General features: G+C 60.8%; 11 protein-coding genes. 5 read left to right on the top strand and 6 right to left on the bottom strand.

Features of this window, described 5'->3' with window-relative positions; translation table 11 throughout:
• Positions 1–1,678, top strand: a 1,678-nt coding sequence (locus ACFMO7_RS20360) for a hypothetical protein (RefSeq protein WP_376797319.1), incomplete at its 5' end; no start/stop codon positions are given.
• A 206-nt stretch (positions 1,679–1,884) separates the two neighbouring features.
• On the opposite strand, the gene ACFMO7_RS20365 is transcribed toward ACFMO7_RS20360, so the two are convergent.
• Both ACFMO7_RS20365 and ACFMO7_RS20370 read right to left on the bottom strand, forming a co-directional pair.
• Positions 1,885–3,162, bottom strand: coding sequence for an MFS transporter (locus tag ACFMO7_RS20365; protein WP_376797320.1), 1,278 nt, complete (start codon positions 3,160–3,162; stop codon positions 1,885–1,887).
• 182 nt (positions 3,163–3,344) lie between these two features.
• Complete coding sequence (locus ACFMO7_RS20370; RefSeq protein WP_376797321.1) at positions 3,345–3,995, bottom strand: GNAT family N-acetyltransferase; 651 nt, start codon at positions 3,993–3,995, stop codon at positions 3,345–3,347.
• 345 nt (positions 3,996–4,340) lie between these two features.
• On the opposite strand from ACFMO7_RS20370, the gene ACFMO7_RS20375 reads away from it, so the two are divergent.
• Positions 4,341–4,793 carry a hypothetical protein gene (locus ACFMO7_RS20375; RefSeq protein ID WP_376797322.1) on the top strand — a complete coding sequence of 151 codons (453 nt, stop codon included), beginning with the start codon at positions 4,341–4,343 and terminating at the stop codon, positions 4,791–4,793.
• Positions 4,794–4,969: 176 nt separating this feature from the next.
• On the opposite strand, the gene ACFMO7_RS20380 is transcribed toward ACFMO7_RS20375, so the two are convergent.
• Positions 4,970–5,467 (bottom strand): hypothetical protein, encoded by a 498-nt coding sequence (locus ACFMO7_RS20380; RefSeq protein WP_376797323.1) that lies wholly within the window; start codon positions 5,465–5,467, stop codon positions 4,970–4,972.
• An 812-nt stretch (positions 5,468–6,279) separates the two neighbouring features.
• Entirely contained in the window at positions 6,280–7,494 is a 1,215-nt protein-coding gene (locus ACFMO7_RS20385; RefSeq protein ID WP_376797324.1) for an alpha/beta hydrolase family protein, read from the bottom strand.
• 198 nt (positions 7,495–7,692) lie between these two features.
• Between ACFMO7_RS20385 and ACFMO7_RS20390 the strand changes: the two genes are divergently transcribed.
• Positions 7,693–8,328 carry a TetR/AcrR family transcriptional regulator gene (locus ACFMO7_RS20390; RefSeq protein ID WP_376797325.1) on the top strand — a complete coding sequence of 212 codons (636 nt, stop codon included), beginning with the start codon at positions 7,693–7,695 and terminating at the stop codon, positions 8,326–8,328.
• A gap of 1,102 nt (positions 8,329–9,430) precedes the next feature.
• Here the strand turns inward: ACFMO7_RS20390 and ACFMO7_RS20395 are convergent.
• Positions 9,431–10,525, bottom strand: coding sequence for a MarR family winged helix-turn-helix transcriptional regulator (locus tag ACFMO7_RS20395; RefSeq protein ID WP_376797326.1), 1,095 nt, complete (start codon positions 10,523–10,525; stop codon positions 9,431–9,433).
• A gap of 373 nt (positions 10,526–10,898) precedes the next feature.
• Between ACFMO7_RS20395 and ACFMO7_RS20400 the strand changes: the two genes are divergently transcribed.
• Entirely contained in the window at positions 10,899–11,660 is a 762-nt protein-coding gene (locus tag ACFMO7_RS20400; RefSeq protein WP_376797327.1) for an ABC transporter ATP-binding protein, read from the top strand.
• Positions 11,661–11,720: 60 nt separating this feature from the next.
• The gene (locus ACFMO7_RS20405; protein ID WP_376797329.1) at positions 11,721–12,455 is read left to right on the top strand and encodes an ABC transporter permease; all 735 of its coding nucleotides are present in this window, start codon (positions 11,721–11,723) and stop codon (positions 12,453–12,455) included.
• Between the two features lie 452 nt (positions 12,456–12,907).
• Here ACFMO7_RS20405 and ACFMO7_RS20410 read toward each other — a convergent pair whose 3' ends face one another.
• Positions 12,908–13,855: a class I SAM-dependent methyltransferase gene (locus ACFMO7_RS20410; protein ID WP_376797328.1), complete on the bottom strand. Its 948-nt coding sequence runs from the start codon at positions 13,853–13,855 to the stop codon at positions 12,908–12,910.
• Positions 13,856–13,951 lie beyond the last annotated feature (96 nt).

A 13,951-nucleotide genomic window follows, 5' to 3' on the forward strand; every position in this document is an offset into this window, starting at 1 on the left:
CGCAACGCCGACCGCGACCGCGACCTCGACGCCGCCCACGGGGACGCCGAACTTTGGGCCGAACGTCTACATTTTCGATCCCTCGATGCCCAGCTCGACCATTCAGAGCACGCTTGATTCGATCTACAGCCAGCAGCAGACGAATCAGTTCGGCACTAATCGCTATGCCTTGCTGTTCAAGCCTGGGACCTACAATGTCACTGTGAATGTTGGCTTCTACACCCAGGTTCTGGGCCTGGGCCGCTCGCCCGATGATGTGGTGATCAATGGGGCAGTCAACCTTGATGCGGCCTGGATGAACGGCAATGCCACGCAGAATTTCTGGCGCGCGGCTGAGAATCTCAAGATTGTCCCCTCGGGTGGCTGGAACAAATGGGCGGCGGCTCAGGCTTCGCCGCTGCGCCGTGTTGATATTCAGGGGAACCTGCTGCTCTGGGACGGCGGGTGGGCCAGCGGCGGCTTTCTGGCCGATAGTGTGGTGACCGGTCAGACCCAGTCTGGCTCGCAGCAGCAGTGGCTCTCGCGCAACGACCAGCTCGGAAGCTGGAACGGCGGCGTCTGGAACATGGTCTTTGTCGGTGTCAACGGAGCCCCACCGCAGAGTTTCCCCAATCCGCCGGAGACGGTTGTCAATCAGACGCCGGTGATTCGCGAGAAGCCCTTCCTCTACATCGATCAGGCTGGTAACTATTATGTCTTTGTTCCCGCGCTGCGCTCCAACAGTCAGGGGACCAGTTGGGCCAATGGGACGCCGGCGGGCAGCTCGATTCCCCTCAGCCAGTTCTACATTGCCCATCCGGGCGACTCGGCGGCTACCATTAACAATGCTCTGGCCCAGGGCCTGAATCTGCTCTTTACCCCGGGGGTCTATCAGCTGAATAGCACTATTACCATCACTCGCCCCAACACGGTTGTGCTGGGTCTGGGACTGGCGACGCTGGTGCCCCAGAATGGGGTCATCCCCATGACGGTGGCCGATGTTGATGGCGTCACCATTGCCGGCCTGCTCTTCGATGCGGGCCCGGTCAACTCGCCGGTGTTGCTACAGGTCGGTCCCAGTGGCGCGTCGCAGAGCCATGCTACCAATCCGACGCTGCTGAGCGATGTTTTCTTCCGCATTGGCGGGGCTGGTCCTGGCCAGGCCACGCAGAGCCTGGTGATTAACAGCAATAATGTCATTGGCGACGATCTCTGGCTCTGGCGGGCCGACCACGGCAGCGGCGTCGGCTGGACGGTCAATACGGCGGCCAACGGCCTGGTCGTCAATGGGAACAACGTCACCATGTACGGCCTCTTCGTCGAGCACTACCAGCAGTACGAGGTTATCTGGAACGGCAACGGTGGGAGCACCTACTTCTTCCAGAATGAGATGCCCTACGATCCACCCAATCAGGCGGCCTGGATGAATGGGAGCACTCGCGGCTATGCGGCCTACAAAGTGGCGAACTCCGTGACAAGTCATCAGGCCTGGGGTGTAGGTAGCTACTGCTACTTTAATGTCGATCCTTCGATCGTGGCGGACCGCGCCTTCGAGGTGCCCACTACAGCGGGGGTGACCTTCCACGATCTGGTAACGGTCTCGCTCGGCGGAGTGGGAACGATCCAACATATCATCAATAATACGGGTGGCCCTTCGAATTCAACGACGACCACGGCTTATCTGGTGAGCTATCCCTGAAACGGGGCCGGAGGGGATAGTCCCCGGATCAGGACGCTGATGCTGAGCTGATGGGGAGAGGCCCGAGATGGCGGGATGGATGGGACCGCCAGTACTCTCGGGCCTCTCCCTTTGCTCTCTTCGGCTGTCTCGCTCGCAGGACCTTTTTCCCTCTATCCTGACCGGCTGGGCTGGCCGCCGTGATGGGCGAGCGTGGTCTGCCCATCTTAGGGATCTGAAGGGGCAGGAGGGGCTGGCGCTGTTGAGGATTCTCTCCTCTCCTCTGGTTGGAAAGACCCTGGGGGAGACGGGGGCTGGCTCTGACCGACGGCGCCCGCCAGGACGGTGGCGCAGAGGCAGAGCAGACAGATGATCCCCAGGGCCAGGCGTAGGCCCAGCAGGCTGGCCGCAAAGCCGATAGTCGGAGGGCCGGCCATCAGGCCGGCGTAGCCGCAGGTAGCGACGGCGGCCAGGGCTGTACTGGTGGCTTGGCCCTGGCTGGCGAGGCTGCCTGCGGCGCTGAGCGTCAGAGGAAAGCAGACGCCGAGTCCGCTGCCGATGAGGGCGAAGCCGACGAGAGCCAGGGGCAGCCAGGGCGTCAGCAAGACGAGCAGGAGGCCACAGGCTGCCAGTAGTCCCCCAAGACGTACCATCCGGCGCGCTCCAAGGCGCAGCGTGAGGGCGTCGCCAAAGCCGCGGCTAACCATCATCATGATGGAGAAGGTGGCGTAGCCGCTGGGAGCCAGGCCCGGCCCGCTATGCAGGTTGCTGTTGAGATAGAGGGCGCTCCAGTCCGCCATAGCGCCCTCGCTGAAGAGGGCGCAGAAGGCGATCACCCCCAGAGCCAGAGTGGCCCGTGTTGGACGGGCGAAGCTCGCCCTGGCCCGCTCCTCTCCCGCTGGGAGGCTCTGGTCGTTGGAGGAAGGTAGCAGCGCGGGCGCAGTGCCAAGGGCGAGGATGGCGCTGGCCAGGGCCAGGCCCCCAAAATGGGCGAGCAAGGGCAGGCCCCAGCCGGCCAGCAGCCCACCCACGAGGGCGCCGCCAAGGCTGCCAAGGCTGTAGCAGGCGTGAAAGGAGTTGAGGATAGGGCGCCCGTAAAGACGCTCTACTGCTACCCCCTGGGTGTTCATGGAGACGTCCATTGCTCCCGAGCTGGCCCCCAACAAGGCCAGGACGATGATCAGCAAGGGAAAGCTGGGCGCGATGGCGGCCAGCGCCAGCGCAAGACACAGGCTCAGGGTAGCCAGGATGACTACCCGACGACTGCCGTAGCGAGCCGCCAGGTACCCCCCGCCGCTCATGCCGGCTAGTGCGCCGGCGGCCCCGCTGAAGAGGACGATTCCCAGGGTTGCCGGCTCCAGGGCAAGGCGAGCCTGGACGGCTGGGATGCGGGCCGCCCAGGTCGCCAGCAGCACACCGTTAAGGCAGAAGTAAAGTGCCACGGCCAGCCTGGCGCGGCGCCGCTCTGACAGGAGAAAGAGAGGCCTCCCTGCGCTCGGTTCCATGCTCGTTGAAGAACTCCTTTTCATGGTGACTGAGGTGCTCTCGCTGGCAGCCCCGCAATCTTGTCCCCGGCTCGATTCTTTGCCTCTGGGACCTGGCTCTGGTGGAGATGAGGACCTCTCTCGGCCTGCGGAGCCGGCCAGAGGGGCGTGATGAGATAAGCCATCGCCCCGCTCGCTCGTCGCTACCAGCCAGCAGGCTCGGAGGCGAAAATATAGTAGCCTGGCTCCTCCATCTCTGGCGGCAGCCTGCGGAGACCGACCTTGAGTGCGACCTGCTGCGATGGCAGGTTGGCGGCTCGAATGCGGGCGATGATCGGCAGATGAGGTAGATATTCCCTGGCCAGTTGAAGCGCTGTGCGGGCCATCTCGGTGGCGTAGCCCTGGCCCCAGGCGCTTGGTGTCAGGCGGTAGTAGAGGTTCAGCACGGAGCGCTTGTGCCAGAGCTGTTGCTCCAGCCCGCCGAAGCCGATGACCAGTTGATCCCTGGCTCGCTCGACGGCCCAGTAGCCGAAGCCGTGCTCGGCCCAGTGCAGACGGCAGAGTTGGAGCATGGCCTCGCTACTGGCCAGGGAGCGATGGACGCTCTCCGGGCTGTACTGATAGGTGGCGGGATCGCCGTGAATGCGGAACATCGCTGGCCCATCTTCGGCCCGCAGACGGCGAAGCAGCAGGCGTGGCGTGCGCACCGCGCTCCAGATTGCGGCCAGCTCGGCGGGAGAGCGCTGGATGGGCTGTGGCTGATGAAGCTCTTCGTTGGTCAGTGCTGGATTGCCTCCTCTCTTGACGTCGTTAGCATGGTAGCGCGGCCAGGGCTTCTCTTCGGCCTGCCCCAATGGCTGCGCCTCGCTTCAGTCTATCACATTCGTGCGCTCTTCTGTGAGGGGAGCAAAGCTGGTTGGTTGACCTGGCCTTCCTTCGGACAGAGTACTGCCCTCTCGGGGATCAGCTCGCCGTCCCGCTTTTGCTGCCTGCTCTTGAACATCGACGGCAGCCGTCCGTGCTCTCACCACCACCGGCTCATTCTCCAGGCCAATAGCCCTATTATCGGCCTGGCCTCCATCTGTTTCTCTCTTCCGTAAGTAGGCTGTGTTTGTCGAAATAGAGAGTAAGGTCGCTCTCTTTTTTACGAATCGGTTTTTATGAATCGATGGGGAGTCCAGAAAGGAGATTTGTGATCGATGGCCTTCAGAAACACCTGGCAAGAGTCGGCCTTTGCTCTCTGCAAGAGCCAGGAGCTGCGCCAGCGGCGCGCGCTGCAGCTCCTGGAGCGGAATGTGCTCCTTAAGCAGGTCCTGCGCTGTGAGCCTGGCTTTGGCGAGGTGATCAGGGAGCTGACGGCTCTGCTCACCACCCCAAATCGCGACAGGGTCTATTCCCGCTTTAAGCAGAAGTGCGAGCGGTTCGTAGGCTGGGGCGCTTCTCACAAGGAAGTCTGCACCTCAGAACATTATGTGGCAGTCATGACCTTCATCCACACGCTCATTAGCTGGATAGAGGAGCGACCACCGGAGGGGGAGGAAGAGGCCGAAGACGATCAGGAGGAGCTGATCACCACTGCGGTCAGACAGAGCCTGGCGGCCAGTCGCGAGGCTTCGCTTCAGCTCTTCAAGAACCTTGCTGGCGCTCAATAAGGGCGCTCCTTTTCGGGCGATCCCTCGGTCGGCGGAGATGGCTGCTGAGGTCAGCGGCGCCCCTGGCCCGGCGCGGGCACTGGCAGCAGGGAGACAGCCGAAAGGGTCGATGGCTCTCTCAGCGGAGCATGACCTCCTCTTCTTCCGCCTTCGGGAGCCATCGGTCTGCTGGCTTCTCATTTGCAGTGCTGCCTGACCACCTCTCTATAGATCGATGTGCTCTCTGCTCCTGGCAACAGACAGCGGGCGTGGAGCAAGAGGGTGGTTGGCACCGGTGAAAGCACCTGGGGGGGATGGAGTAGGGCCTGGCTGTTTTCCTGGCTGACCTCATGGAAAGCCTGATCCGCCGTGGTATTGTCTTGGTAGACCCAGAGACCCATATTGCGTGGGTCGCAGGGACCGAGGCAGCCAGAGGCATCGGCAAAGGTCACCGAGCTGCTGGCCGCTACTGCGGTGGAGAAGATGCCATCCGTCCATTCCGAGATTGTGGTGTTGTATTCGATCGCGAAAGGGTGAGCACCGGCGGCGATGAAGTCTTTCAGAATGTCATCTGCCGTATAGCTCGGGACGCTGGTCGCTGCGGGCTGTGCCCTTTCCTGATTCCTCCAGTACAGGGTTGCCGCGAGCGCTCCGGCGCCAGCGGAGACGATGGCCAGACATGTCAGCAGGAACAAGGTGGTCAGGTGCTCCTGGTATTTCCTCGCTACAGGAGGGGGCGGTGGTGGGATGTGTGAAGGCTCCCAGCTCTCATCGAAGGGATAAGGCCCTGCAAGCGCTGTCGATTCCAAGAGGTCGTTGCCTATCGGCTGCGTTGCTTCCAGCGGTCCGATCTGGGGATCGTCGGATGATATTTTGCACCTCATTTTAAAAAATATTTAGATTTGATAATAATATGGATCAATGAAATATAATTGTATATCGCTTCTCTCTTGCGGTTTTGAGCCGCTTAGAGAGTCCTTTCTCAGACTCGGCCTTTTATCGAAGGAATTTTAGGAAGCGGCGGCAATCGCTGTCAAGGAGCAGGCAGAGAGGGTCGGACTCGCCCCCTCTATATGCGGAGGAAACGATGGGGGCGGCATTGCCTGCTCCCCAAAGGCGTTTCTCTGGAAGGCTGGCGAGGCCCAGAAAGGGGAGACCTGGGGACCCGCCCGTTGTACAGGGATGAGACCGTTGCCGGGCGCCAAAGTGGCCCGATCTACGGCCCTGGCCCGCGCGCGAGCAAGGCGCTGATCGGCTCCGGGGTCCGTCGCTCTCTGTCCTGAGCGGCGCGCGAGAGGCCGGCCACCCTGGTCTCGATCTGCGAGCCGAGGCCGGGCGAGGCGGCTGAGCGTCTTGATACGACACGATTTGCTGGGACGATGGAGGGCCTCCCTGGAGAGGGAGAGGAGGCAAAGTGGCTCAGAAGAAGGAAGAGACCGTTGCCTTGAAGCTCTTCCTTCTTCTGGGCGATCTGCGGCGCCACTTAGCCGATCGCGTGCGGGTGAGGCTAGCAAGCGAAGGTCTCGGTGATCCAGTCATAGACCAGAGCCGAGGTCAAGGCGATGTTGCCCAGTCCGCAGTGGCTCTCAGCCCCATCGGCACTGGCAAGCAGATAAAAGCGCTTGGGGCCAGGCAGGGCCTGATAGAACTGCTGGGCCTGTGCCCTGGCTTCCTCTCCCTCTCCTTCGGCTGACAGCACTAGAGTGGGACAAACGATCCGCTGCTCCAGCCCTTCCAAAGTGTAGGACCTGGCCTTGGCGACAAAGTCTGGGAGCGAAGTAGCTCCCGTGTTCCAGAGCATGTAGTTGTCGATCAGTGCCTCCCAGGCCCAATCTCTCGCTGGCGCCTGCTCGCCGCTGGCCTTTGCCTCTTGCGGCTGCTTGCTCAACAGCTCGTAAAAGTTGCGAATAGGAGCGTTAGCGATCAGCGCTTTGATCCGCGCGTCATGGGCGGCAGCCCTTGGGGCGAGATAGCCCCCAAAGCTCATTCCATAAAGGGCCAGGCGCTGGGGGTCAACATCGGAGCGTGAAAGGGCGTAGTCAACAACTGCTCCGATGGGCACTTCGGCATCGGGCCGCATGACCTGCTGGCCATGCCGATGCAGGAGACCTCGCTGGCCGGGTCCGTGGAACAGCAGAACGTTCAGCCCCCGCGCGAGGGCTTCAGGGACACCGCCAAGGAAGTAAAGCTCTTCTCCATGCCCATCCCCCCCTCCGCTCACGATCACGGTCGCCCGAGGCCGCTCGTCTCGTTCCGGTTTGAAGAAGTAGCCGGGCATGTCGACCCCTGCCTCCAAAGGAATATCGATCTTCTCGACCGGCGTCTCAAGGAGGGCGACGGCTTGATCGAAGGCGGCCACGCTTTCGAAGTAGATGGCGTGGAAGTTGTCCTGTGCGTGCCGGTCAAAAAAGAATTCGGCGGCGCGCAAGTAGTTATAGGCTCGTAGAAAGTAGGTTCGGGCCGTCTGGCGCTGCCCGAGCCTTGCAGCGGCCTGCGCTCTCTCTGCGTTGCGTCGCCCCTGAGCGGTCCAGGCTGCGATGTAGGCTTCCCTTGAGCCTCCCTGGAGGGCGATCTCATGGGCAACTCTCACTACCTCACCAACTGAGGCAGCGCCATATAGCTCGTAAGAAAGGGTTCGCAGGTACTGAAAGTCAAGTAACTCGCTATCGGCCAGATTCAGGCGCGATTGACCGGCCCTGAGCTTCAGAGGATTCGATGACACGATGTCTGCTCCTTTCTCGCTTTCTTCAGTCGCTTCGCAGGTCTGCCTGCTGCTGATCTGCCCTCTCTCGCTCTCCTCGTGCGACGACAGTCTGTCGGATATATGGCATACTGTTGTCAAGAAGAGTGTAGTGCTGGCAGACCTCGACTTCAATGAGCAGATCGCAAGAAGTGTTGTATATTCGACAAGGAGGCTATTTTGACGAGAAAGAAAGAGGATTTGCGGGTCAGGCGGACGCGGATGGCTCTGCGAGAAGCTCTCATAGCCTTGATTGAGGAACGCGGCTTCGAGGCGATCACAGTAGGGGATATTGCCGAGCGTGCGATGGTTAATCGCACCACGTTTTATCTCCATTACCAGGATAAGTACGACCTGGTTGCCGGTATTTTCAGGGAGGCAATTGAGGAACTCTCGCAGAGTCTTGGTCTGCCGCAGGAAGGGCCTGGCCGTGTTGATCCTGAGCATCCCCCCCAGATGTGGGTCAGCTTGTTCGAACACTTTGCTATCCATGCCAGAATGTACCGTGCGCTGCTCGGCAGGCGAGGCAGTCCCTGGTTTCTGGCGAAGGTCAGTGAGTATATAGCGGACCTGGCCCACCGGCGCCTCCAGGCGTCAGGACAGCCGTCCTACCGCTATCGAATGCCCGCTGAGGTCGCCATTGTGGCGATATCAAATGCCTTTATCGGGATGCTTGTCTGGTGGCTTGAGGAGGCACAGGCCCATTCTCCCAAACAGATGGCCACATGGTTTCTCCGTTTCGCTCTCTATGGCTACTATCATGCCCTGGGCTTCGACGCCTTTCTCCTGCCGGAAGGACCCTCAACGGGCCAATAACCATCGCAAGGGGTCAGACTGAAGCGCAGGAGCACTACCCTTCACGTGAAGGGCTTGCCACCTGACGGATGGACGGCTCCATCCGACGGTCAGTTCCTACAGGTCGAGTGAGCGACCGCAGGAAGTTTTTCGTCAGCCCCTCGAGCGGCCTGACGGAAGACGGAAGGAAGAGCAAGGCGGACTCTGGCGATCCTCTCAGGTGAGGCCCTTTTCTGCCTGCTCTGTCGACCAGGGTTGAAGCGATCCTGCCCCAGAAGGGGGAGCGGCTTGACGTGCGACTGTTCTCAAAACCTCCTCTCTCTGGCCTCCCCCAGCGGGCTGGCCTCGCCTGTGCTCAAGGGTCTGGCGCGATGCTGGCTCTATTCGGAGGGGAGACCGGAAGAGATCTTCTCGGTTCTGCCTCGCGGTGAGCGGCGGAGGCCTCTTCTGCTCGTATCGGCTGGATTCTGCACTGAGAGCCGGGCTGGCCCTGGCTTGGGCCGTGATCGACAGGGGCGCATGCTCAACCCTCTGGGCTGCCTCCTCACCTCATCGCTGAGTGAGGTATGCTGATGGCCTCGATGGGACAGCTCTCCCCTCCCGTGCGTGGTCTGGGGCGGGCTGCTCTGTTGGGAGGATGATCACGCCGGCAACGCGACCGCCCCTCGGGTGCGCGGGAGGGCAGGGCGGACTGGGCTGCTCCTGAGACAGCGTGCCTCATCTTGGCTCTGCCCTGCTCTAGCGGCGCTCTCGGAGAAGAGCGCCGGCATCGACAGGAGCGGCGACCCCTCCTCGCTTCATCACGCTTCTTCTGGCCCGAGTGACCAACCGGCGGTCGCTTCCTTGCGGCGCCAGCCGGGTGGACTGGTCAGCCAGCCAGCCAGCGCTTCACGTGACTGTTCCTGTGACCTCTGGCGGAGCGGCTGCGGACCTTTTTCTCCCGACCCGCACCGGCCAGGCTTCCACCAGGGTGCAGGCTCACTGCCAGGTATCGTCTGGCCGTCATTCTCGCCTGTTCGCGGCCAGCCCGGCCTTTTTGGCCAGGCGGCCTGGGGTCTCTGAACAGCGCGAGAAGAAGGAGAAGAGCGTGAGATGGGCGGCTGGGGACCTCCCTCCTGCCGTCTCAGCGAGAGGCGATAGTGGCCTTGCCGCCAGTACTTGTCACTTCGATAAGGTAGTGAGGAGCCGTTGGATCAAAGTCAGGGCTATACAACTTCACATTGTTGCTCAGATAGGTTTGCTCGTCGAAGACCCAGGCAGCTCCCCAGCCTTTGAAATGGGCCTGTACAGGCACGCCCGCCGGGCGTCGCACCACAATCTCTGATCCCCCTCCGCTGATCCGTACGGGAACCGCTCCAGAGGGCCTGGAAAGCTCCAGTTGGATTTTGCTTCCTACTCCCTTGATCTCACAGGAGGTGAGGTCAAGGGCGCCCAGCTCGGCGATGACGTCTGATCCCCCGCTCTGGACCGCGATCTGCCAGGGGATGGCGCGGTTGAGGGTGATCTCGGCCTGACGCTGCTCTCCCGTCAGAAGCAGGAACTGCCGGGGATAGCGGACGGTGACCACTCCGTCTTGAACCGACACGTTGGGCACTGCCCCCTTGAAGCAAGCCTGGTAGAGATCGGCCATTCCCTCGTTCGTCTGTAAAATCAGCCGAATACCAGCGGAGAGGACAACCAGTCGGCCATGGGCAAGATCACCAAGAGGAGCTGAAAAGATATTCCTCTCGACTGGCAAGGTCTCTTGAAGCTGAACAAGTTTCTGGCGTGAGAGGGCATTGTTGCGTTGAAGAAACTCTAGCAGGAAGGCAAGCTGTTCCTCATTGTAGCTTGAGGCTAGCTCATCCCACTGCTCTTCAAGGGCTGCCAGAACCAGGTGAACCTTGGGTAGCTCCTCCCGGCTCCTGGTGAGGCGGACCAGGACTTTGCGGCCATCGATCTTGTCTCTCTCCCGCTGTACCAGCCCAGAGGCTTCCAGGCGGTTGAGGATCTTGGCAACTGCCCCGCTGGTCATTCCCATCAGCTCGGCTAGCTGACCGGCGGACAGCTCACCGGCAAGATCGAGGATGTCCAGTACCTGAAGATCGGTGTCTGCCGCCACTCCTGTCTGCGTGGCAGCCACTCGAAAGAGGGAAGCGCCCAGGCTATTGCTCTTTCTCAATTCGCGCTTGAGGGCCGCAAGCATCTCCTCGCGGCTTCCTCGAGAATCACTTGACAATCTCCTTCCCTCCATGGTACCCTTCAATTATGTGATTAAGTCACTTAATTTTTTTTGATTTTGATTGACTGGAACAGAAAAGTTGGGGACTACCTCTGATCCAGTCAGTTACTAAGTATACCACAAGGAGAGGAAAGGCTTCCTGGATCAGAGGAGTGGGAGATCCTGTTCGGGATCCAATGCCACAGCGGCGCCTTTCTCGTGGAGAGCGCTCTTGCTCTGACGGGTGAACGACGGCCAGGCCGTGCCTTTGGATGCCAGCCAGGGACCGTGTACAGGGGGTGCGTGCCAGGGAAGTAACTCACGTCTGCTGGATCCAGGGGAGTGGTCCCGGGTCGGACGAAGATGACTGTCCTGATGGGAGGAGTTTAGCTTGCAAAACATTGCTATTAAGGTGAAAGATCTTCACAAGGCATATCGGCAGCTCAAAGTCTTGCAAGGCGTCGAGTTAGCCGTCGAGGAGGGACGCATTTTCGCCCTCCTTGGCTCCAATGGAGCGGGGAAGACGACGCTCATCAAGATCCTTAGCACGCTGCTAAGGCCGGACAGCGGCACGGTCATGGTGAACGGCTTTGATGTGGTCTCGCAGCCAGCCCAGGTACGACAGTCCATCAGTCTCACCGGGCAGTTTGCTGCTGTAGACGAGCTATTGACCGGACGAGAAAACCTCATTATGATCGCTCGGCTGCGACACCTCCGGCAGCCGTGGCAGGTGGCCGATGAGTTGCTGACGCGCTTTGGCCTGAGTGAGGCCGCCAATCGCCGGGTGTCGACCTATTCAGGTGGCATGCGCCGCCGACTGGATCTGGCCATGAGCCTGGTAGGGAGACCACCAATCATCTTCCTCGACGAGCCGACCACCGGACTTGACCCCGAGGGACGGCTGGAGGTCTGGAAGGTGGTGAAGGAGCTGGCCGAAGGGGGAAGAACCGTCTTCTTGACCACGCAGTACCTGGATGAGGCCGAGCAGCTTGCCGACTACATCGCCATTCTCCATCGGGGCAAGATCATTGCCAGCGACACCCTCATGGGGCTTAAAAAGCTGTTTCCCCCGGCTCAGGTGGAGTATGTAGAGAAACAGCCAACCCTGGAAGAGATCTTTCTGGCCATCATTGGCAAAAAGGGGGTCTACTAAGTGGAAAAGGTTCAGGTGCGGAATATAAAACAATACCACTTTTTCAGTGATTTGAATGTGATGCTTGGCCGTTCCTTGAAACACATCTTCCGCAGTATGGACACGATCATCACCTCCGCGATCACTCCTATCGGGCTGATGTTACTGTTTGTGTACGTGTTTGGGGGTGCAATTGAGAGTGGAACGGACAATTATGTCAATTACGTGTTGCCTGGGATCTTCCTGGTGGCCCTTGCGAGCGGGACCTCCTATACTGCGCTACGTCTGTTTACCGATGTGCAGCGGGGGATTATGGAGCGCTTTCGCTCGATGCCGATTGCTCCTTCTGCTCTCCTCTGGGGCCATGTCATGGCCTCGCTGGTCTTCAACGCCATTTCGCTGCTGGTTATCATGCTCGTTGCCTTACTGATGGGATTCCGCTCATCGGCAGGTGTTTTATCCTGGCTGGTCGTTGTTGGCATCCTGGTGTTGGTCACTCTGGCCTTGACCTGGATAGCGGTGATCCCCGGATTAACGGCTCGCTCGATCGATGGAGCGGCGGCCTTTGCCTATCCCCTGATTTTCCTGCCCTTTATCAGCTCGGCCTTTGTGCCCACCCACTCGATGCCGCCAGTGGTTCGCGCTTTTGCTGAGCACCAGCCTGTGACGGCGATCGTAAATACGATTCGGGCCCTCCTGGCTGGCGAGCCTGCCTCTCGGGAGATATGGATTGCCCTGGCCTGGTGCGTCGCTGCCCTGCTGGTGGCCTACTTCCTGGCCATGAGGATCTACAAAAGGCGAGTCTCCTACGCTTAGGCTGCTAGCCGGCCGCCATTCTGCCTCTCAGTATTCGGAGACCTGATTGGCTGTTGCGCTCTCATCCTGCCTTGACTGGCCAGGGAGCTGATGACGGCTGGTGTCGGCGCCTGATGCCGTCAGCATCCTCGGCGAGCTGCTGCAGATACCTGAGAGTATGCTGCTCACGTTTGGGCTGAAAGGCGAGTTTGCCCCAGTCTGTGTCCAGTAGTGTTGGCAGGAAAGCCGCCTGGGTAGCGGAATGGGGGATGATCTATGCAACGAAACTGTCCTGGCGGCCTGCTTTTGTCCGGTGATCCCGCCTCACTCTCCACTTGTGATCAGGGCCAGGCTTCCCTCGTGGAAGTCGGCCCTGATCACAAGCGGCTTTTCCTCCTGTGATAGGAGCAAACGCGTTTGGCCTATCTCTCGTTCACCTGCCAGGGACAGGCCAGTCGGAGCAGCAACCGCTTTTATGGCTTGCGCCCGTAGGCCGCCACAAAGCGGCATTTCGTCTTCAATTCGTTCCACTCCTGAGCTACCACATCCAGCAGCGCCTCATACTCCTGCTGCGTCAGCCGAAAACGCTTCATCACCGCTCCACTCATGGCCACACACACTTCGCGAAAATCCAAGGCCAGCAGCGAGCCGATCCGTCCCCCCCAGTCTCCGAGAGGCACCTCGATCTCCCGCCGCTCCACCTCGACCAATCCCGCCTCTCTGAGGTAGCGATCCAGCGAACGGACCACCTCGTCCGAGCCATCCAGTCCCCGCAGCGTCGCCAGCTCCCGCAGCATGGCCTGCAAGCGTCGGCCATTGGGGCCAGTAGGGGTCCCATCGGTACTCGCTTCCAGCAACTCGACCCAGCCGCCGGGCGCCGTCACCCGCACCAGCTCCTGGACGACCCCCGGCCAGGCCGCCAGCGGCAGCGCCGCCCAGAAAAAGCGCTGATGGACAAAATCAAAGCGGTTGTCCTCGAAAGGCAGGCCGTCTCGCACATCCCCCGCCACAAACCGATAGTTGGGCGGCGGCGCGGTCGTGTTCCTGGCTGGCTCCAGATCCAGCCCGATCACCCCCGCCTGGGGAAACTCCCGCGCCAGCTCGTAGGCCCACTGGCCCGTCCCACAGCCCACGTCCAGGATCTGCCGTGGTGCCTGCAGCGGGGCCAGATAGTTGCGCTTCAGGATGGCCCGCAGCACGTAATGCTGAAAGTCGAGCCGGTTGACCTCTTTGAGGTCCTTGGGCAGCAGATAGGGCTGCTCCTGCAGATAGCGGCGCGTGTCCTCGTCCGCGCGCCCAGGGAAGGCCACCTCACCGACCCTGACCCCGACGGACGCGCGTTCCTGCTCTGTGGCAGGAGACGGGGAGGGGCTGGGAGCGGCAGGGCCGGAGCGTCGACGGGTTCTAAACCACCAGGGCATGACTGCTCCTCTCACGTGACTTCATGCGTCCCAAGGGAGGAATGAGACGCGGTGAGCGATGAACACTGTTGAGTGTAGAGAAATGGTAGCTGCTTG

The sequence above is a fragment of the Thermogemmatispora sp. genome (genome assembly GCF_042408735.1).
Classification (GTDB): Bacteria; Chloroflexota; Ktedonobacteria; order Ktedonobacterales; family Ktedonobacteraceae; genus Thermogemmatispora.

What these genes read in the sequence shown, in the direction of transcription:
- ACFMO7_RS20365 (WP_376797320.1), bottom strand. Translation starts at nt 3,162, where the DNA reads ATGGAACCGAGCGCAGGGAGGCCTCTCTTTCTCCTGTCAGAGCGGCGC.
- ACFMO7_RS20375 (WP_376797322.1), top strand. Translation starts at nt 4,341, where the DNA reads ATGGCCTTCAGAAACACCTGGCAAGAGTCGGCCTTTGCTCTCTGCAAG.
- ACFMO7_RS20405 (WP_376797329.1), top strand. Translation starts at nt 11,721, where the DNA reads ATGCTTGGCCGTTCCTTGAAACACATCTTCCGCAGTATGGACACGATC.
- ACFMO7_RS20410 (WP_376797328.1), bottom strand. Translation starts at nt 13,855, where the DNA reads ATGCCCTGGTGGTTTAGAACCCGTCGACGCTCCGGCCCTGCCGCTCCC.